The organism is Leifsonia tongyongensis (assembly GCF_010686705.1).
Taxonomy (GTDB): domain Bacteria; phylum Actinomycetota; class Actinomycetes; order Actinomycetales; family Microbacteriaceae; genus Diaminobutyricibacter; species Diaminobutyricibacter tongyongensis.
Genome location: NZ_JAAGWY010000001.1, coordinates 402,837 through 419,983, shown reverse-complemented (window position 1 = coordinate 419,983; position 17,147 = coordinate 402,837). Strand labels below are relative to the sequence as shown.

17 protein-coding genes and 3 tRNA genes are annotated in these 17,147 nt (G+C 61.2%); 10 read left to right on the top strand and 10 right to left on the bottom strand.

The features are described 5' to 3' along the window. Positions 1 to 185: 185 nt before the first annotated feature. Complete coding sequence (locus tag G3T36_RS02150; RefSeq protein WP_163287767.1) at positions 186 to 563, top strand: hypothetical protein; 378 nt, start codon at positions 186 to 188, stop codon at positions 561 to 563. 342 nt (positions 564 to 905) lie between these two features. Here G3T36_RS02150 and G3T36_RS02145 read toward each other — a convergent pair whose 3' ends face one another. Then, positions 906 to 1,352 (bottom strand): hypothetical protein, encoded by a 447-nt coding sequence (locus tag G3T36_RS02145; RefSeq protein ID WP_338031428.1) that lies wholly within the window; start codon positions 1,350 to 1,352, stop codon positions 906 to 908. Positions 1,353 to 1,940: 588 nt separating this feature from the next. Between G3T36_RS02145 and G3T36_RS02140 the strand changes: the two genes are divergently transcribed. From G3T36_RS02140 to G3T36_RS20210, 3 genes are all read left to right on the top strand, one after another. Further along, the gene (locus tag G3T36_RS02140; RefSeq protein ID WP_338031427.1) at positions 1,941 to 2,399 is read left to right on the top strand and encodes a hypothetical protein; all 459 of its coding nucleotides are present in this window, start codon (positions 1,941 to 1,943) and stop codon (positions 2,397 to 2,399) included. Positions 2,400 to 2,542: 143 nt separating this feature from the next. Continuing rightward, a complete protein-coding gene (locus G3T36_RS02135; protein WP_163287766.1) occupies positions 2,543 to 2,734 on the top strand; it encodes a hypothetical protein in 192 nt (63 codons plus the stop codon). A 190-nt stretch (positions 2,735 to 2,924) separates the two neighbouring features. Further along, positions 2,925 to 3,377, top strand: a complete 453-nt coding sequence (locus tag G3T36_RS20210) for a DNA translocase FtsK (RefSeq protein ID WP_420811028.1) — start codon at positions 2,925 to 2,927, stop codon at positions 3,375 to 3,377. A 291-nt stretch (positions 3,378 to 3,668) separates the two neighbouring features. On the opposite strand, the gene G3T36_RS02125 is transcribed toward G3T36_RS20210, so the two are convergent. Next, positions 3,669 to 4,715, bottom strand: coding sequence for a PDDEXK family nuclease (locus G3T36_RS02125; protein ID WP_163287764.1), 1,047 nt, complete (start codon positions 4,713 to 4,715; stop codon positions 3,669 to 3,671). Positions 4,716 to 4,912: 197 nt separating this feature from the next. Between G3T36_RS02125 and G3T36_RS02120 the strand changes: the two genes are divergently transcribed. The 3 genes from G3T36_RS02120 to G3T36_RS02110 all read left to right on the top strand — a co-directional run bounded on the left by G3T36_RS02120 (position 4,913) and on the right by G3T36_RS02110 (position 7,258). After that, positions 4,913 to 5,296, top strand: coding sequence for a hypothetical protein (locus G3T36_RS02120; RefSeq protein ID WP_163287763.1), 384 nt, complete (start codon positions 4,913 to 4,915; stop codon positions 5,294 to 5,296). A gap of 116 nt (positions 5,297 to 5,412) precedes the next feature. Beyond that, entirely contained in the window at positions 5,413 to 6,618 is a 1,206-nt protein-coding gene (locus G3T36_RS02115; RefSeq protein WP_163287762.1) for an exonuclease domain-containing protein, read from the top strand. A gap of 67 nt (positions 6,619 to 6,685) precedes the next feature. Continuing rightward, complete coding sequence (locus tag G3T36_RS02110) at positions 6,686 to 7,258, top strand: hypothetical protein (RefSeq protein ID WP_163287761.1); 573 nt, start codon at positions 6,686 to 6,688, stop codon at positions 7,256 to 7,258. 311 nt (positions 7,259 to 7,569) lie between these two features. On the opposite strand, the gene G3T36_RS02105 is transcribed toward G3T36_RS02110, so the two are convergent. The 3 genes from G3T36_RS02105 to G3T36_RS02095 form a co-directional block, all read right to left on the bottom strand. Beyond that, positions 7,570 to 9,087 (bottom strand): relaxase/mobilization nuclease domain-containing protein, encoded by a 1,518-nt coding sequence (locus G3T36_RS02105; protein WP_163287760.1) that lies wholly within the window; start codon positions 9,085 to 9,087, stop codon positions 7,570 to 7,572. Between the two features lie 2 nt (positions 9,088 to 9,089). Further along, positions 9,090 to 9,608 carry a plasmid mobilization relaxosome protein MobC gene (mobC, locus tag G3T36_RS02100; protein WP_163287759.1) on the bottom strand — a complete coding sequence of 173 codons (519 nt, stop codon included), beginning with the start codon at positions 9,606 to 9,608 and terminating at the stop codon, positions 9,090 to 9,092. 883 nt (positions 9,609 to 10,491) lie between these two features. After that, positions 10,492 to 10,854 carry a hypothetical protein gene (locus G3T36_RS02095; protein ID WP_163287758.1) on the bottom strand — a complete coding sequence of 121 codons (363 nt, stop codon included), beginning with the start codon at positions 10,852 to 10,854 and terminating at the stop codon, positions 10,492 to 10,494. 290 nt (positions 10,855 to 11,144) lie between these two features. Between G3T36_RS02095 and G3T36_RS19655 the strand changes: the two genes are divergently transcribed. Next, positions 11,145 to 12,026 carry a hypothetical protein gene (locus G3T36_RS19655; RefSeq protein ID WP_240148227.1) on the top strand — a complete coding sequence of 294 codons (882 nt, stop codon included), beginning with the start codon at positions 11,145 to 11,147 and terminating at the stop codon, positions 12,024 to 12,026. Between the two features lie 412 nt (positions 12,027 to 12,438). Here G3T36_RS19655 and G3T36_RS02085 read toward each other — a convergent pair whose 3' ends face one another. Together G3T36_RS02085 and G3T36_RS02080 are read right to left on the bottom strand one after the other, a co-directional pair. After that, entirely contained in the window at positions 12,439 to 14,241 is a 1,803-nt protein-coding gene (locus tag G3T36_RS02085) for a DNA primase family protein (protein ID WP_163287757.1), read from the bottom strand. Positions 14,242 to 14,356: 115 nt separating this feature from the next. Then, positions 14,357 to 14,566, bottom strand: a complete 210-nt coding sequence (locus G3T36_RS02080) for a helix-turn-helix transcriptional regulator (RefSeq protein ID WP_163287756.1) — start codon at positions 14,564 to 14,566, stop codon at positions 14,357 to 14,359. Positions 14,567 to 14,657: 91 nt separating this feature from the next. Here G3T36_RS02080 and G3T36_RS02075 point away from each other — a divergent pair, with 91 nt between their 5' ends. Next, complete coding sequence (locus G3T36_RS02075; protein ID WP_163287754.1) at positions 14,658 to 15,389, top strand: hypothetical protein; 732 nt, start codon at positions 14,658 to 14,660, stop codon at positions 15,387 to 15,389. Next, positions 15,389 to 16,540 carry a site-specific integrase gene (locus G3T36_RS02070; protein ID WP_163287753.1) on the top strand — a complete coding sequence of 384 codons (1,152 nt, stop codon included), beginning with the start codon at positions 15,389 to 15,391 and terminating at the stop codon, positions 16,538 to 16,540. Before G3T36_RS02075 ends, G3T36_RS02070 begins: the two co-directional genes overlap by 1 nt. A gap of 136 nt (positions 16,541 to 16,676) precedes the next feature. Here the strand turns inward: G3T36_RS02070 and G3T36_RS02065 are convergent. From G3T36_RS02065 to G3T36_RS02055, 3 genes are all read right to left on the bottom strand, one after another. After that, positions 16,677 to 16,749: transfer RNA gene (locus G3T36_RS02065), tRNA-Phe, on the bottom strand. 66 nt (positions 16,750 to 16,815) lie between these two features. Then, positions 16,816 to 16,892, bottom strand: a tRNA-Asp gene (locus tag G3T36_RS02060). A gap of 31 nt (positions 16,893 to 16,923) precedes the next feature. Further along, a tRNA-Glu gene (locus G3T36_RS02055) sits at positions 16,924 to 16,999 on the bottom strand. Between the last annotated feature and the right edge of the window lie 148 nt (positions 17,000 to 17,147).

Sequence of the window (17,147 nt, the reverse complement as noted above, 5' to 3'; positions counted from 1 at the left end):
AGAAGCATGATCGGGTCGTTAATCACTCGGACCCAATGAGAGGAGTGGTCGGTAAGCCGATCGGGTACCTGCTCGAGGCAGAAGTCTGCGCTTAACCCGACATCGCCTTCCCGCCCCAGCTCCACCGCGGCGATAGGCTCATCCCGCGCGTCGACGAGACGCGCGTCTGATCCAGGGGGGTACGAATGCCGATACAGTCGAACATGCACCTGCTGAGGGGCGGCGTCATCACCGTGCCCGACAGGTGGACGAAACCGATCGAATCGATCTGGAAAGACGAACGTCCCGGCCGGTACCGGATCAAATTCGACGACACCGTCATCTATCTTGAGACACCGTCGTTGTACGAGCCGTCTCGCATTCCGGACACTCTGATCCCGGGGAACCTGTACATCAGGCGTGGTGACGTCATGACGATCCCTGACGTCGGCGCGTTCGAGGTCGGGGCGATCTCCTGGGTGGCCCTAAATCGTTACCGGGTTCGTCTCGATGCGAAATCCGAGCCGTCGGTCGTACTCGTCATCGAGAACTCGCACCTCGCGTGGAGGGATCTCGGCCGCTGAGATTGCTGGTCCCACACCCACCGAGACCCCCGTTCGCCCTCACCGGCGGCGGGGGTCTTTTCGTTCCTGAGCAGAGCCGGCAGAGCCGTCTCCGGGACAACTGCGAAGAAGAGGGCTTCTCCTCTGCACGAAATCGCACAGCGCCCAACGGCGCGATCCCTCGACGAGGAAGGACTCGATCATGGCTCCAGGAATGTACGTCACCAAGGACGGCGAGCACGTCCTCGTCTCCAACACCGTCGACGGCCACTACATGCTCACCTACTCAGACGGCCGCCGCGTCTTCGTCTGAAACCACGCACGACCTGATGACCCCGAGCGCCTACGCGCCTCGGGGTCTTCCTATTCGCTGGGTTGTGCCGTCGCGGCTGCTGCTCTTCTCGGCAGAAGAAGCAGCACAAGGGGAAGTGCTGCTGCAACGATGATGAGCAGGCCGATGAGGTTGTCGCCTAACGGGTTTCCCGAGATGATGTCGATCGGCTCTCCGATGCAGCCGATCACGACGATCAAGCCCAACGGGGCGATCACCGTGTATCCGCGGCGCCCGCGCCATACAGCGATGGTCCCGAACGCCAGAAGCAGTGCGCCCGCGATGCAGGCGACCACGACGAACGCCCAGCCGCGAACCTCGTAACCCCTGAGGTGAGCGATGACGTCGTTCCCGTACATTCGATCGACGACCAGGGAACCGGCAAGTGTGAGAAGCCCCAGTGCGTAGAGAGCCGCAAGAACAGCGGCGATCGTGGCGGCAGGGCTTCGCTCGAGAGAACCCTCGCGACGAATCAGCACATGCTGACCGTAGTGGCTAGCTCGCTGGTCTCTCAATAGTTCGGGCAGCTACCTGGTCGTCGACCTGAAGCCTCGATCATTTCAGGTTGCTACCTGGGGCGAACGGCGGCGCCGCACTGGGTTTTTCGATCAGCAACCACCGGAGGATAAAACCGAGGTCGAACGCGGTGACCTCCAATGGGCACGGTGGAAGAGTTCGGACTAGTGGGCTTCGACGCATTCTGGGAGGACGAATTCGAACCGCTCCCGGACCGCCGCCGTTAGGGTCGAGACATGGCGAACCCAGCAGGGCGGACGGTGTCGCCTGCGAGATATCGCAGCTACAACCAGTCGCCTGAGTGGTGAGCGCTCCGCCAGCGCTACTTCACATCTGGCATGCCGCAGGAGTGCTTCGTCTGCGGCGCACCGGGGAAGCCCGAGATGCATCTGCATCACCGTACGTACGAGAACCTCGGCGCGCGGCTAAACGCGTGTCGGCGCAGTGCGCCAAACTGTAGGCATGACGTTGCCTAGTCCTGATGAGGTCAGCGCCGCGCGGACTCCTGCTGGAGGGTGGACGCGTGCGACGCTCGCAGCTTGGGGTGTCCTGTGGCCGCCGCCGAAGGGCTGGCGAGAGCAATTGCTGAAGGCGTGGGAGCAATCGGATGCAAACCAGTCAAGCGAGTGAATATGGCTACTACAACTCGTGACGCGCATGCGTTATCCGCGAACATCGGAATCCGCGAGATCACGCGACGTTTGAACTCCGCGCTCGGCGCGACTCTCGTCGCTTCTCTGGCTGGCAGTGAAGACCCGAAGATCACCTACAGATGGGCTCAACTTGATGGTCCGGAGCCGCAGGCCGAAGCCGTGCGTCGTCTGCAGTTCGCGCACACTCAATGGCTCGCGATAGCGGCGTCCGAGGGCGAGAACGTCGCACGCATGTGGTTCATCGGGTCGAATCCGCTGCTGGACTACGACACCCCGGTGGACGCGATTCGCGAGAACCGATTCAAGGAGGCCGCCGCTGCAGCAGCAGCGATGGTCGAGGACGGCTTCAGCGGGTGACGGATCGACCGATCCGGCCAGCGGATTGCGCTTGGTCGAGAGTCCGACTTCGCCCGTATGCCGGGTGGCGAAGTCGTCTTACGGACAACTGAACCTCCGGTTCGCTGTGTACGAAATCAGAGTCCGGAATACGCTGATCCAGGATGTCGATCTCCCACAGGTCACGGGATTTCCTGTCGTGGCGCAGGGCCCGGCGACCAGGCGCACAGGATGTCGGCGGCTACGACCGGAAGCGGGAAGATCGGCGGTCGAAGATCATCGGGGTGGGCATCTGGGCGCTGGTCGGATTCGCGGTTCTCGTGACGATCGTTGCCAGCCAGGCTCACGCGTACTGAGGCTGGGGACCTCGATGAAGCGCCCTGCCGATATCGTGTGTTCATGGGTGTCGGGTTTCGGTTCGGGATTGGTCCGCTGCGGTTCTACATTCCGCTGACCAGTCGTCGTCGTGCGATGGTATGGACGCATCCGGGTTGCTCGATTCAGCATCGCTCGCAGGGCGCCGCAGATCGGTGCAGGAACGGCCGCATGGCACCGACAACCGCGTCGCGGGTCTCCATCTCCACCGCTGAGATCGAGTCGCAGGCGAGACTACGCCATGCTCAGGCGGAGCTTGCCGACGTGAACGCCCAGCTCGATCGTGCAAGGGCAAACCTGCGCGGAGTCGAGGGGCCAGCGGCAGATCAGCGCGTTAGCACCGGAAGCTCGGATGACCAGGAACTTCTGGCGAGGGCGGCTGAACTGGTGGTCTCCACTCAATTCGGATCGACATCGATGCTGCAGCGGAAGCTTCGGGTCGGTTTCGCGAAGGCTGGCGAGCTCATGGGGTTGCTTGAGACGCGCGGAGTCGTGGGCCCAGCCGAGGGCTCAAAGGCCCGCTCGGTGCTGTACTCGGTGGAGGAACTTCCAGCGCTGCTGATCACTCTCCGTGCATCTGAACCGAGCCAGATCCAGAATGACGAGGTTGGTGCGGGGGAGTGAAGTCCCTCAGGCCGGTACGTCGTCCCTGGCGTCGGTCAATCGATGACGGGGGATTTCTTGCTGCTCGGTAGTTTCGCGACCTCTTCGGTGCCGCAGATCGACCCCAGTCGCCGCCGATCATCGGCGTCTCGACGCTCTGGGTCAGCCTGAGTGCCCTCCCCACAACCACGTCGATCAAGCTCAAGAAGAACTGAGGCCCTCCGCTCCCTCGATCCATCCGAAGCCCGGGCGAGCACATACTCGGCCGCCTCGCGAAGGAGTCGTTGGGCTTCGACAACATTGTCGCGTTTGTTACGCAAATGCCCGTAGATCGCCTTTGCAGCAACCGGAATGGCCGTGCTCTTGGATCGAGTTCCTCAAATACCCGACCACAACCTTTTCAGCGTCAGGGCGCGTCCAATTCGTCAATCCCGCTGTCATCGGCTCGTAGCAGTCCATCAGTTGTTCGGGCGCGCGACGAAGGCGCGTCCACTGGTGGGATTCTGCGATCAGTGCGGACATCTGGCGGCCGAATTGCCCTATCGAAAACGGGCGCAGGCGTTTGACTGGGGCTGATTCTGAATAGTGCCAGTGTTCATAGAGCGCATAGACGAAACTGAATGGCACGAAAGTCCAGGTGAAGCGCTCAGCGAAGATCTGCCAGAACAGTTGGATGTCCGCGTCGACCCGTGCCCGGTACACCGCCGCAACCGCCGGCGTCGATCGTTCCGGTAGCACTACTGGCCTCGTTTCGACTTCAGAGATCTGGATGTCTTGCTCGGGGTGGCCGTGCGGAATGAGCCCGACGGAGCCGCGTTGCTCGAAATAGCGGAAGGCTCGGATCGAGAATCTTTCTTCGTTCAGGGTCTGGATATTGCGTCCCGTTCTGGCATCGATAGATGCAGCGACCATCGTGATGACTCGCGCATGGTTGATCGGGGCGGGTAGCGGATGACCGAAGTACTTTTCGAACGCAGCCGGCAAGTCCATGTATAGGGGAGCGCGAGCGGCAACCCGAATGATTTCGTCTCTGCTCTGAACCTTCAACCAGTGGTGGTAGTCCAGCACCTGGGCGATGATCTTTGGCGTGGTGTCGCCCAACTTGAGCTCGATGATGTGGACGATCCCTGTTGCATCGATGGCCAGCAGGTCGATTGCGCCATTCGGCGTCCTTACCTGGCGGCCGATGATCAACACGTCGAGAAGCTCCGGATTCGCCACGAGGACGTCTTCGAGATCCCTCTCTAACCGGATGAGTCGTCGGTGTCGTGAAGTCATCGTCAACCGCCGGCGGCCGTCGCCTCGAGCTTCAAAGTTGCCGTTTTCGCCCAGCTCGTGGGCGGATCCAGTTTTTTCCATGCACGGAAACGTAATCGCGAATCAGGCAAACTCGGAGTAACGGGAGCGACCCCTCAACGCGAATTCTCGAATACGTGGAAGAACGAAAAGTCCCCGGCGTGTCGCGCTGGTGCGGCAGCCTCTTTCGCGTCGCGACGCGGCCCTGATTCCGTTGAAGAGCGTGCCTACGACCACTCCAGATGGTGCAGCATAGCGACATGGACGTTGTCGAATACGGGTCGTGGCGTCGTGCCGGCGACGAAGCTCGAGAGCTCACCATCGCTCAGATCGCGACGCGTCGCAGGGAGGTGCTTGGTGTGCGCCTCGTCGCGTACATCGGGGGAGAGGGCACAACGAGTGTCGTCGGAGCCTGGGTGGAAGGCCGCGCTGTCCCCTCAGCAGACAGCGACGCTCGTCTGCGTACGGCATTCCATGCGCTGGGTATTCTTCTTGAACGGTGGGACGCGGTCACGATCCAGTCGTGGTTCAAAGGAATGAATCCGCTCCTTGGGGACGTATCGCCCTCGCGCTTCCTTAGAGAACGAGCACCCGAAGCGGCAAGCGATGTACTTGTTGCTGCTCGATTCGCGATGATCAGTTAATCGGGGATCGCTCTGGCTCGCGGCCCTATTGGGGGCTACTTCCCTCGCGAACATCGTGCGAATCTATGTCGGATCGCCATGCGCTGGTCAACCGCCATCAGAGGATGCATTTGAATATGAGTAAAGGTTTCGCTGTTGTCGACTTGGAGACAACTGGGCTGTTCCCGACGAAGCACGACCGGATCGTCGAAGTGGGAATAGTCCTCATGTCACCCGGCGGAGAGATCGAATCTCGCCACGAGACTCTCGTGAACCCGATGCGCGACATGGGACCTCAGCACATCCACGGGATCACAGCTGCCGCCGCCGCTCGAGCGCCGATCTTCGAACGCATAGCGCCACGCATCGCGGAGTTGCTCGACGACCGCGTGCCGGTCGCGCACAACGCCTCCTTCGATTCGCGGTTCCTCGGTTACCAGATGGCCGAAGCGGGCCTGTCCGTTGCCGAACCGGATCGGTGGTTCTGCACGATGCGGATGAGCGAGCACTGGTCAGGCTATCGCCGACTCGCTGAATGTTGTTTAGCCGCTGGTGTTGAACTTCTCGATGCTCACAGCGCCGGCGGAGACGCGTACGCGACCGCCGAACTCCTTCACGCATACATGCGAGCCGTTTCCGACCGCCAGTACTGGGCGGCCTGGCTGGCGTCGACGTCGCCCCACGGACCATATTCTGTCGACGCGTCAGTGCCGTGGGTTCCCAGGTCGAATACGTTCGAGCCTGAGCCGTCCTTCGTTTCTCAACTCGTTGGGTCGTTGACAACCTCGAGCATAGGGAGCCACCTCAACGTTGACTACCTTGCGCTTCTCGACCGGGTGATGCTGGACCGCGTTGTGTCTATATCGGAAGGCTCTGCCCTGCTGGACCTGGCGGCAACTCTCGGCCTGACGCCGGATGACGTCAGGCTTGCGCATCGCGCGTACTTCGACGGACTTGTAACTGCTGCATGGGCCGACCACATCGTGACGGCGGACGAAGCCATAGACATCCGCGAGGTTGGCGAAATCCTCGGTATCGACACCGATTCAGTCGCTGGTGCGATTTCGCGCGCGCCAGCTACTGACGCGCTCGTGCTCAGCTCCGGCTTCCACCTTTCACCAGGCGACATCGTTGTGCTTACCGGGGAAATGAGCAAGCCGCGGGACGCGTGGGCTCAGGTTCTGACGGGCATGGGACTCGTCGTGAAGGACAACGTCGTCAAGAAGACGAAACTGCTGGTAGCCGCAGACCCCGACTCGATGTCAGGCAAGGCCAAGCAAGCGCGCGACTATGGGGTGACCATCGTGAACGAGACTGGTCTCGAGAAACTGATCCACGGCTGAGATTGCCACTCCCACTGGGGCAATGCCCTTGCCTTGCGATGTCTGCACCTACAGATAGCTTCCGACCATGGACATTCCCGTGGCACTCAGCATTTCGATTGCCTTCCTGACCGTTCTCGTTACCGTCATCCTTTTCGTCGTCGAGAGTCGACGTCGCGATCGCGCGGCAAGGCTTGACTCACGCCGGGCAATGGTGGCGGACGCGCTCTCGATCATGGAACGTTCGGTGCGGGGCCTAGCGCGACCGGCTCTACTCCGCTGGTCCCGCGGACCTGACTTCGAGTTCTCCCTGGCGGTCCCCAGACTGCTCCTCGCACTTGATAAGGATCAGCATGCAGTCGGCGCATGGTTGGTCCAGCAGACGCAGAAAATGCAGACCGCGTCCTCGGACAAGGCCACCGCGGTCATCGGAATTCAAACAGCGGTCAAGCTGACCGAATGGCATCAGGGTGAAGTGACCCTCACCTGGTTCAGCGATCAGTTGCGATTGCCCTCACATCAAGCCAGCAAACCTCAGCGGCTTCTCGCGCGGCTTCGTCGATATAGTCATCGCCTTGGTGAATCGTTCATCGAGGGAGCGACCATCGGAGCAGGACTTGCACTTCTGGAGCCCGTGCTCGGGTCAGTCCGTCGTCATTAGTGTCGGACCCCATTCCGTGACCACGAGCCGGTCCGCTGTGGCCGTCATCTGGGCGTTAAGTGACCGTTTACTGGCCAAATTGTGACCGTTTGCTGGACAAACTTTGACCACTCGCGGCCCAGAGGGACTCTTGATCAACAGTGGGCGTCGTCTGACCATCAGCTGACCGTCTGATGGTCACTAGCTGGTCATTTGCTGGACAACGTGTCGACCGAATTGGCCGAGATGCTTCAGCGGCCAGATTCTGACCATATTCTGGCCATCCGCTGGACGCTGGCTGACCGTTTGCTGGCCACAAAAGTCGCCGCTTGTCAGTCGAGCGAAAAGCGGTCCGTGAGTCCGGGCTGGTCATCGACTTGCGCTTCTTCAAACCACTCAGGGTGCTCGAGTCTCCGCTTGCGTTGCGCAGGGGACATTGCGCGGTTAGCGCTGAACTCCTCAGGTGATACCAGCGGCAGGCCGAGGCGCCGGTTCCGTTGGTTGATCTTCCGCAGATCCTCTTCAAGCGTCGCCGCCGCTTGTCTCTTTGGATCCGCGGCGACAGCCTCGGATGGGCTGGACTCCACCACCATGGCGGGCGCGGGCTCCTCGAGATCGATTGTCTCTGCCTCAGCGACGGGCGGCGCGAGTGGCTCGTTCTCCAGGGTGGAAGCCGCTTCATTCGAATCATCTGGGACTTGGGTTGGAATCACTGGCTCAGAATGCGAGTTTTTGGCTGCGAGATAGTCCGCGATCATTCGCTGACTCATTGCATTCGTTAGCTGGTCAACCTCGTCCAGCGCTGCGCGGAGCCGTTCTTCGGCGGTTCCGCGCTTCTGCGTCGCTGCGTCCGAACTCAGATGGATCCCTGCGGCGACCGGATCCGGCGCCACTAGGGCTTGCTGCATCGCGATGTTCTGCGCCCAGGTGCGCTCGACTGCGTCCATCTCATATTCGACGCCAAGCGTTGTGGATCGGCGCCTATCGCTGGCAGACGGCTCCGCACGAGTGCCATCCGGCTGCTCACGCATCATTCCGTAAGAGATCCCTCGACCCTTCTGGCCACGTTGCTCGATTCGGACACCATGCTTGACGCCGGCGTCTACAAAGGACTTCCAGTCGACCGAGGCTGGGTCATCGATCGCCTGTTGCGCGCAGCCTTTGAGTACGTTAACGCTGAACGGCTCTGGATTGCGGGGGAGACGATACTCGTCGGCAACTGCGCTTTCCGTTTCCCAGATCAAGTAGCGCTGGAACTCGTGAAGTTCGCTGGCATCAACCGATCCTGCTCGTCGCAACCCGCTAGGTACACCGCGCTCCTGGCGGTCCTGCGCGTCGGAGAACGCCCGCCTCAGGTCAGCCCGCTGCTCGAAGCCTTCAGCCTCCAAGACGCGCTCATGCGCTTCTACGAGACGTGAATGCATGACGATGCTGCTGTTGAGGCTCTTGCCGGTCCTGGTCTCGATGCTGTTGACGACGATGTGGTTGTGGAGGCACCCGGTCTTGCCGTCGCGTTGTGTCACTACGAGTGTTTGCCGGCCGGGGAAGCGGTCCTCGGCGAGGGCACGTCCCAGCGTCTGCGCTGTCATCCAGGAGTCTGGATCCTCAGGCAGGAGCTCATGCTTCCCGAAGCTCTGGATGACGTGATAGGCCTGAACGAAGGCGCCCGGTCGATCCTTGCCCCACTTCTTGCGAACATCACGCATCTGGGCCTTGGCGACGGACACGAGCAGCCCGCCGACGCCGGAAGCCATCACATAGCGCTCACCGCGCTGGTTGGGCTTGTCGTCGAGGGCGTAGTTGATGAGCGCATCCGCCATGCGGGTTGAGCTCGCCACAACGACGGCCATGACTACGCCGCTCCGCGAGGAGGGAGACCATGTCCGACAAGGATCGCGATGCGCCGTTCAATCTCGTCGGGGAGTACTCGCATGTCGGCGACGCCCTCGAGCGCCTCGGAGATCTCGGCTGCGGTCGCGGGGTCGCCCATGTTCAGACGCTTGGCGATCTGGTTCAGGTTTCCACCGATGCGAGCGACATGGATCCGAAAATATCCCAGCTCCCAGGCGAGGCGATCGGAAATCGCGTAGAGACCCCAGTCAGCTGATGCCGTGCCGCTGCGCTCGATTGCGAGCGCCTTGGCTTCAACATCGGCCACGGCCGGCTTGTTGGTGATGATGAGCCGCAGAGCTTCGCTGAAGGAGACGTCTTCGACGTCGCGTCCGGAGGACTTGGCTAAGGCTCGCCGCACGTCGTCGACGACTCGTTCCTCGCCGTCGCTGAATCGCAGTGTGCGGCGCTTCGCGAAGTTGACGGCCTTCTTCCTTGAACGCTTCGGCGTCGCTTCGCCCGCCTCATCGTTCTGCGTCATCCGCCCGCCCCCTCCGCTCGGTCCTTCTTGCAGCCTGGTCCTGTGTTACCCGCGCTCCGCGAGGGTGGTACCAGCCTACAAGAAGTACGGCAAGCAGTTTATCTGTCAGACATATCGCTTCGCTCGTGTCTTCGGATAACAGCTTGGTCAGGCCTCCAGCCCGACACCCGGGGGAGGGTTGGCACCTCCCCCCACCGTTGGTGGGTCACCCCTCCGAGACGACAAGACCCCGCTGCACCGAGGGTGCGGACGAGTCTCGTCGTGCGCGTTGCGGACCCTTCCGGCTCCGCTTCGCATCGGTTACCAACGTGCGCTGAGCTTGTCAGGTAACCGGGGCGGACGACGCGGGCGGGTGCATCCCGAAGCCGTCTGGTTATCGCTTTCGCGTGCACACATGGTGCGCCTTCGCGCGCCTGGGGAGCTCAGCTCGTCGACTTCACAACGATGCGGAATCGAAGTCCCGCACGGACGCTACTCGCCTATCTGATCCCCAGACGAATAGTGAGGCTAGAGGTTTCGAGAATCTCTGCCGCGGGAGGTCAAATTCGTGAGGCACGATGCCGCATCGAGATCGGCAGGAACTTTCCGTTCGCACGCTACGGAAGAATGTCATTTCGGAAATGATTTCCAAAGTCATTTCCGAAATCATTTCTCAGGCTCCGGGCTCTAAATACACGACTCTTTCTGCTCCGTGCAGAGAGCGTTGCCAACATCGACTACGTGCCGGCAACGTGGGCTGTCCCCGCACGGAGCGTTTCCCCGAAGCTGCGGGAGGTGGGGGTTCCGACCGGGAACGCCGAACGGTTCCCGGAGCTCAGCGAGGAGCCGACGGTCACTGCCGCACAGGAGGCGGAGGAGGAAAACACCCTGACGCGCTGAGGATCTAGTTGCCTGCCGCTCGGCGGGCGGCTTCCTCATTCGCCCGATCCAGACGGCCCTGCCAGTAGGCGGGGCCGTTTGCGTTCTTGTACTCCTGGTACTTCGCGGCCGCGATTCGCTGACGCTCGAGGCGTCGCTCCAGATCGATGTTCGCCGCCTTGTTGACCACCCAGGCCATCCGGAAGAAGAAGACGAAGATCCCCATCACGATGCTCAGGAGGCTCAGCACGAGCAGCGTGGCGAAGAAGCCGGCCCATCCCGGCGCCACGGGACCGAGATAGTGCCCGTACTCGTCCTCCCTGGCCTGAGTGGAAACCATCACGCCGATGAAGCTGATGAAGAACAACGGGACGGCAGCGGCGAGCATGAAATTCGCCCATGCCGGCATCAATCTGGGCGAGGTGGGGCGCGGTGCCATCGGTCTCCAATCTGAGATGAAGGCCCCACAGTATCAGCGGGAAAACCACGGATTTCGTACGGCTCGCGGACGTCCCTTTAGCCGGAATATCCTGCCGCGACTGCCCCGCGGTACGTCCTGCGTGGCGCGGATCCGCCTTGTCTGGCATCGCACCTCGGATGTGGATCGTGCTTCCTCCTAGGACGCCTCCGGGGGTGGTGGACCGGTAGCTTGTCCTCCGTGGCCGCTAGGCTCGGCCCATGAAGCAGGGGACTTGTCCAGTCTGCGGGCAGGGTATTGCCATCATCGACTTCACGCAGGCGACGGAAGCCGTCCCCGAGCTCGGATACCTTGCGCGTCACGAGGCCCCAGGTGGCCCTGCCGGAGCTAAGTGCCAGGGTTCCTTTGGTTACTGGATGGAACGGCAGTACAAGCACCCGGAGTCGTCGGACGACACGGGTTCAACCCACGTCGTACCGAACGAGTTCGAGTTCGACGAGCACCAGCGGGAGCTTTTCAAGGCGATCGTCAAGGACCCCAACGAGACGGTGATCGCGAACCTGCGGCTGTGGGCAGATACGGGTGGGGCCCGGGTAAGCGTGATTGAGCTCCTCGTTCGACACAATCTTGTGGAGGGCAAGCAACCCTGGATCAAACGGGCCAACCACCCCTCGGGCTGGCCTGGCTATTGGGTGGACCCTGACGAACTCGAGCGAGCCGCTCCAGCAATCCCGAAGGGCATGCCCGTTGCCCTGGCGGTTGAGTTGCTGCGCTCGACCGAACGGATTCAGAGATTGACTAACGAGGCTCGTCGGAAGCGAGACGTCGTACGTCAACTCAACAATGCCTTGGGCGTGACGCTGGTTGCGGCGTTAACGGGTGTGCCTCGTGATCAGCCGAACGAGTGGGTCGGCTCAGAGTGGCCGTCACTGGCGCCCGAGGTTTGGATTCGCGCGCAGTTCGCGAATCACGTCTGGATTGCGCTCGAGGCGGCTGAGGGCCGCGAGGTGGCACGTCGCTGGTTCATCGGTGCAAATCCGCTGTTGGACGAACGAGCGCCCGTTTTGGCGATCCGAGAGGATCGGCACGCTGAGGTGCGGCGGGCGGTTGAGGCGTTCATCGACGGTGATGTTGACGAGTAGTTCGGCCCTGGATGAGTCGATGGTGGTGGAACACACCTGGAACACTCAATCGAGGTAGGTTCCAGCGTCTGTTCCGTGCAAAAATGCCTCTGACCAGCAAATATTCATAAATGGAACACATGGAACACCAAAAGCAGTCTTAAGTTGAATATCCCCCCGACTACTGCCAGCGCGTGCATAGGGCGAGCTTGCAGGTGCAATTTGATGTTCCAGTGTTCCACTCGTGCCATATTCCCTGGTCAGAGGTGGAAAAGCGGTGGAACACTCACCGGAACAGCAGGCTCGTGGGGCGTTCCCAGATGCCACCGTCTGTTCCAGCGCTTGTGCAGACAACAAGAAGGCCGTCGGCCGGACTAGTGTCCGGCCGACGGCCATTTGAACTCGAGCCGCGCAGGCTCGCCAGGTCGCAGACTTATGCGGCCGCGGGCAGGTCGCAATCGACGTCAAGCGCTCGATCGAGATCGCTGTCATCGTCATCGTCGTCAACGTTGGCGACCCAGGTAGCGCTCCGTTTGAAGCCGCGATAACGCTCCAAGAGCTTGGGCTGGCACCGCTTCGAGGGATCGGTGCCCGTGTAGCTGGGATTCATCCAGTTCCGCAGGTCGAAGCGCTCGATGAGCAGTTCAGGTTCGTTCATCTGCGTACCGGGGCGGTAGGTGCCCTGCTCCCAATGTCCGGTCTCTCGAACGATTGCCCCAATTCGCCGGCCGAACTCGCCAATGCCGACTGCCTTGCCGTTCGGTGCATACCGTTCAGTCCATGCCACGTAGAGCTCGTAAAGAAAGGCGGTCGGAACCAGGTCCCAGATCAATTGGTGCTCGATGTCCTCCCAGCACGCGCGTACCGGATCGTTTAGGTTCTTGAACTCTCCCAGAACCTTGCGGCTCGCTTTGGGCTCCGAGAGCTTGTAGAACGGCTCGGCGTGCAGCACACGATGGAGGACGTATTCGAGAACCTCCCGGCGCGTCAGGTAGTCCTCCTTGATGCTCGAGTTGGCGCTTCCAGTGAAAGACTTCGAGAAGGGCCAGAATAATTGCCGCCGATAGTGCGATCGCGACGTGTCCTTAGCCTTGGGAAACGAGTTCAGGCACTCGATCACGAACACGTGCGGTACGTACGAATATGGATTCTCGAACTTCTCCTCGATAGTGATGACGTCGCCCGTGATGACTGCCTTGTAGTTTGCGAGTTTGTCGCTGAAGGAACCCACGTCGTTCTCATCGGTGACGACCAGGCTCTTATTCACAATCTGCGCGAGCTGGAACTTATTCGCGAAGTCTGCGATCGGTATTGACACCCAGGAGCCAGCTCCGACGAGACAGCGAACCAGTACGAGGAATGTTCCTTTCCCGTTCTCCCCATCCTCATCGAACGGGTAAACAGCCTTATTCCACCTCACCAGCGGTCGCACCGACGCGCTCAATACCTCCCAGAGGAGCTGGGTGCGCTCAGCGTCGTCGAACAGATCGACGGTCCATTGCACTATCTCCCATTCGGTCCCATCTGGATTGGTGATGATTGGAGACGTCACCGCGTTGCGGTCGTAGTTAGTGCGCACCTTGGAGAGGAAGACGTGCTCTGACGAGAACGGCATCAGTTCCTTTTTCACGAAGTCGAAGATGCCATTGTTCACCGCTATCAAGTCAGGGTTGTCATTGGGCTCGACGGCGTCTGCGTGACTCCGCACGAGGTCGAACACAAGTTTCGCGCCTTCCTTGGACATGCCGGAGCTGAACCGCCTGACAATCGAGCGCATGTACTCGGGCCGGCCGACGTACAGTCCCTCGTCGGGCCCGGTCGTCTCGTAGCGTGCAAGCATCCCCCGCGCTCGGGCCTCCCCCTCGGAGGTGCCGGAAGGGCGGATGACGACAATTCGAAACAGCTTCCGCATAGCCATCGCGATCGCAATGGGAGGCAGCGATGACGGTTTCATCAGGCGGCCGCCGGCACCCCCGTCCGCTCTGAACGCCATATTTTCCATGGCGAACTCTCCCTCGATCCTCGACATGAGCTGGGGCTCCAGCTCCTCGGGCGTGGGAAGGGAGGCATGGCCGAACGCCCCGAGGGTTGCTAGGTAGGTCTCAGTAGTCTCGCGGAAGATCTGCTCGCGGGAGCGCTTGCCCAGCGGCATCGCCATTGTCACGGTGCCTGAAGCGGCGATCTGCGGCGCCGTGTCGCCGTCCTTGTCACTCTCGGCATCTGCCAGTACATTCATGGGTAGGTCCTTTCGGCCGCTTGACGAGCTGCAACTCGTCGGTTGGAAGTAGATATCGTGTAGAACGCCTCGGCAGCTGCCGAGGCGTTTTGCTTGTCGGCAATGCGTGGTGCGGTCACGATGCCGCGGGCTCCAATTGCTCTTCTATCCATGCGTCGATGTCGGCCTGGCGCCACCTCAGGACGCTGCCAATCTTGACGACGCGGGGAAGAGATTCCCCGATCGATCTCTTGCGATAGATAGTCGACATCGACATTCCCGTCTGAGCGGACAAATCCTTCACGGTCAGTAGCGTGCATGGCGGCGTCGTAGCCTGTGTTGTCATTGTTTGTTTCCTTTGGTTTACAGAATCTGGAACTTGTAAATGGATAGTAATCCCTATCGCGAATCTTTCACAAGTTCTGTAACCTGTAACCATGCAAACTGCCGTGACCATCCCTGACGCCGTGGGCGCATTCGTCTCGAACGTGCGCCGCGAGCATGGGATCACCCTGGATCAGATCGCTCACGCCGGCCGCTCCTATGGAGCGAGCTGGAGCGCAAGTAGCGTCAGCAACATCGAACGCGGCCAGGCGTCCCTAACGCTGCCTTCGCTCGTTCTTCTAGCGCTTGCCCTGGGTGACCTACTTGGTCGACCGCTCGCGCTGTCGAGCCTCCTAGGAGAGGCGAGCGTCATCGAACTCGCTACTGGCGCACAGCGCCCGCTGAACCGCTCCTGGATCGACGCCGTCCTTGCGGGAGCCCCGGTGACGTTGAGTCCCGCACGCGCTGACGAAGACGCGGAGGTGGACGAAGAGCTCGAGGAGGAGGTCCTGAATCGGATGCGGGAGGCGCGCGGTCGAGAAATGACAGATGCCGAGAAGAACGACCAAGTGGCCCAGCTGCTCGACCAGTCTCAAACGCCGCCGGAGCGGAGGAGTGGTTCGCCGGCACGAGCCGGTGCCGGCACGCTGGCCGAGGAGCGCGCGGCAAAGAAGCTCGGCGTCACCCTTGCGAGACTGCAGCGCCTCTCCAAGGAGGCCTGGGGGCGCTCACTTGAAGACGAATCCCTGAGAAGGGCTGGCCGCGACAGTTCGCCCCAAGCGCGCGGCCGAGTCACACGTGTGCTTGTTGAGGAGCTCCGTGAATCGATGAAGGAGTGGCGCTGATGGCTCGACCAAGGACCGAGATCGGGACGTACGGCACCATTAACGCCACCGAGGTGCAGGTAGGCAAATGGCGTGCACGCACGCGGTATCGATTCTCCGACGGGAAGTCCCGCCAGGTTGAAAAGTATGGCCCGAGTAAGGCCAGGGCCATCTCGGCCTTGAAGGTGGCACTCACGACGGCGGAGAAGGATTGGGCGGGTGAGCTGAAGCCAACCACGACGTTGCGGGTACTCGCCCAGATGTTCCTCGATCACAAACGGGACGCCGGCAAGGCAGACGGAACGGTGGAGACCTATGGCTATGCGGTCACTGCACACATTGTGCCGAAGATCGGCGACCTCGCCCTCGGAGAAGCCAAGCCCGCACGGCTACAGCGGTTTATCAATGGCGTCGAGAGGGACAGCGGATCGGGTGCGGCAAAGAATTGCCGTTCGGCTCTGAGCGGCATGATGTCGTTGGCCGTCATTAACGGAGCCATCGAGAAAAACCCTGTCCGTGAGCTCGAACGTATCTCCCGCCCCAAGGGTAATCGGCGTGCCGCAAAAGCCATCCCGTTGGGCGAGCTCCCTTCCTTCTTGACGAAAGTGCGCGCTGACGCTCACTTGAACAAGTGGGACACCGTCGAACTGATCGAGTTCATGCTCGCCTCCGGCTGGCGGGTGGGCGAGGCGTGCGCTCTCGACGTCAGCTCTGTCGACTTTGAGGATGGGACCGCCGCTGTCGTGGCCGTCAACGTCCGAGTGAATGGCAAGGGCGTCGTGCGACAGGAATTTCCAAAGACGGAGAAGTCCGAACGAGTCACTCCACTTCCGTCGAGAACGATGGACCTGCTTCGTCGGCGGCATGAGCGGCTGGGGGAGTTCACCACACTGCTGTTCCCCACGCCTCTGATGAGACTCCGTGACCCGTCTAACACCCAGCGTGAAATTCGGGATCGACGCGATCATCTTGGCTATCCAGACCTGTATACGCACTCGTTCCGCAAGACCGTGGCAACGATCCTTGACAAGGCGGGTCTGTCGGCAACGGAGATCGCTGACTACCTCGGTCACGAGAACCCGTCGATGACGCAGGATGTCTACATGAACACGCTCAAGGGATCGACACGGGCGGCAGAAGTCCTGGGACAACGGCTCGACGGCCTGATTTGAATATGCGGGGTTTGTGCGGAGTGGCCGACTGTTAGAAACTCCGTCAAGACGGAGACGCGTCGCGAACTGGCAGGTAAAATCCCTGGTAGGAGGACAAAAAATGGCCACCCCCAGTAGAAGCCTGGAGATGGCCAAGTGGCTCCGACCGGCATCGATCCGGTGACCTTTCGATTTTCAGTCGAACGCTCTACCAACTGAGCTACAGAGCCGAAAGCCAGCTTCGAAGAAGAGGCCTTCTAGGCAGAAGCCCTTCCTTGCGGAAGGGCTTCTCGCCTTGGCGACCCTGACGGGACTTGAACCCGCGACCTCCGCCGTGACAGGGCGGCACGCTAACCAACTGCGCTACAGGGCCTCGATGTGAAGCTTTTCAATTGTACCGGTAGTGGTGACCCCAACGGGATTCGAACCCGTGCTACCGCCGTGAAAGGGCGGCGTCCTAGGCCGCTAAACGATGGGGCCGAGCACCTGCAATCCGCTCACACGCACCGCATTACTACCGACGCACAAGCATACGGACTCGGCGACGAAATGCCAAACCGAACGGATGCCCGACCAGGCCGATCCGGCGACCGGCGCGAAATCTCCGCGGGATCGCCCTGCAAGCGGG

Coding starts and splice junctions, on each gene's coding strand:
- G3T36_RS02110 (WP_163287761.1), top strand. CDS start 6,686: ATGGACATTCCCGTGGCACTCAGCATTTCGATTGCCTTCCTGACCGTT.
- G3T36_RS02105 (WP_163287760.1), bottom strand. CDS start 9,087: ATGGCCGTCGTTGTGGCGAGCTCAACCCGCATGGCGGATGCGCTCATC.
- G3T36_RS02080 (WP_163287756.1), bottom strand. CDS start 14,566: ATGACAACACAGGCTACGACGCCGCCATGCACGCTACTGACCGTGAAG.
- mobC (WP_163287759.1), bottom strand. CDS start 9,608: ATGACGCAGAACGATGAGGCGGGCGAAGCGACGCCGAAGCGTTCAAGG.
- G3T36_RS02150 (WP_163287767.1), top strand. CDS start 186: ATGCCGATACAGTCGAACATGCACCTGCTGAGGGGCGGCGTCATCACC.
- G3T36_RS20210 (WP_420811028.1), top strand. CDS start 2,925: ATGGCACCGACAACCGCGTCGCGGGTCTCCATCTCCACCGCTGAGATC.
- G3T36_RS02085 (WP_163287757.1), bottom strand. CDS start 14,241: ATGAATGTACTGGCAGATGCCGAGAGTGACAAGGACGGCGACACGGCG.
- G3T36_RS19655 (WP_240148227.1), top strand. CDS start 11,145: ATGAAGCAGGGGACTTGTCCAGTCTGCGGGCAGGGTATTGCCATCATC.
- G3T36_RS02120 (WP_163287763.1), top strand. CDS start 4,913: ATGGACGTTGTCGAATACGGGTCGTGGCGTCGTGCCGGCGACGAAGCT.
- G3T36_RS02135 (WP_163287766.1), top strand. CDS start 2,543: ATGTCGATCTCCCACAGGTCACGGGATTTCCTGTCGTGGCGCAGGGCC.
- G3T36_RS02115 (WP_163287762.1), top strand. CDS start 5,413: ATGAGTAAAGGTTTCGCTGTTGTCGACTTGGAGACAACTGGGCTGTTC.
- G3T36_RS02095 (WP_163287758.1), bottom strand. CDS start 10,854: ATGCTCGCCGCTGCCGTCCCGTTGTTCTTCATCAGCTTCATCGGCGTG.
- G3T36_RS02125 (WP_163287764.1), bottom strand. CDS start 4,715: ATGGAAAAAACTGGATCCGCCCACGAGCTGGGCGAAAACGGCAACTTT.
- G3T36_RS02075 (WP_163287754.1), top strand. CDS start 14,658: ATGCAAACTGCCGTGACCATCCCTGACGCCGTGGGCGCATTCGTCTCG.
- G3T36_RS02070 (WP_163287753.1), top strand. CDS start 15,389: ATGGCTCGACCAAGGACCGAGATCGGGACGTACGGCACCATTAACGCC.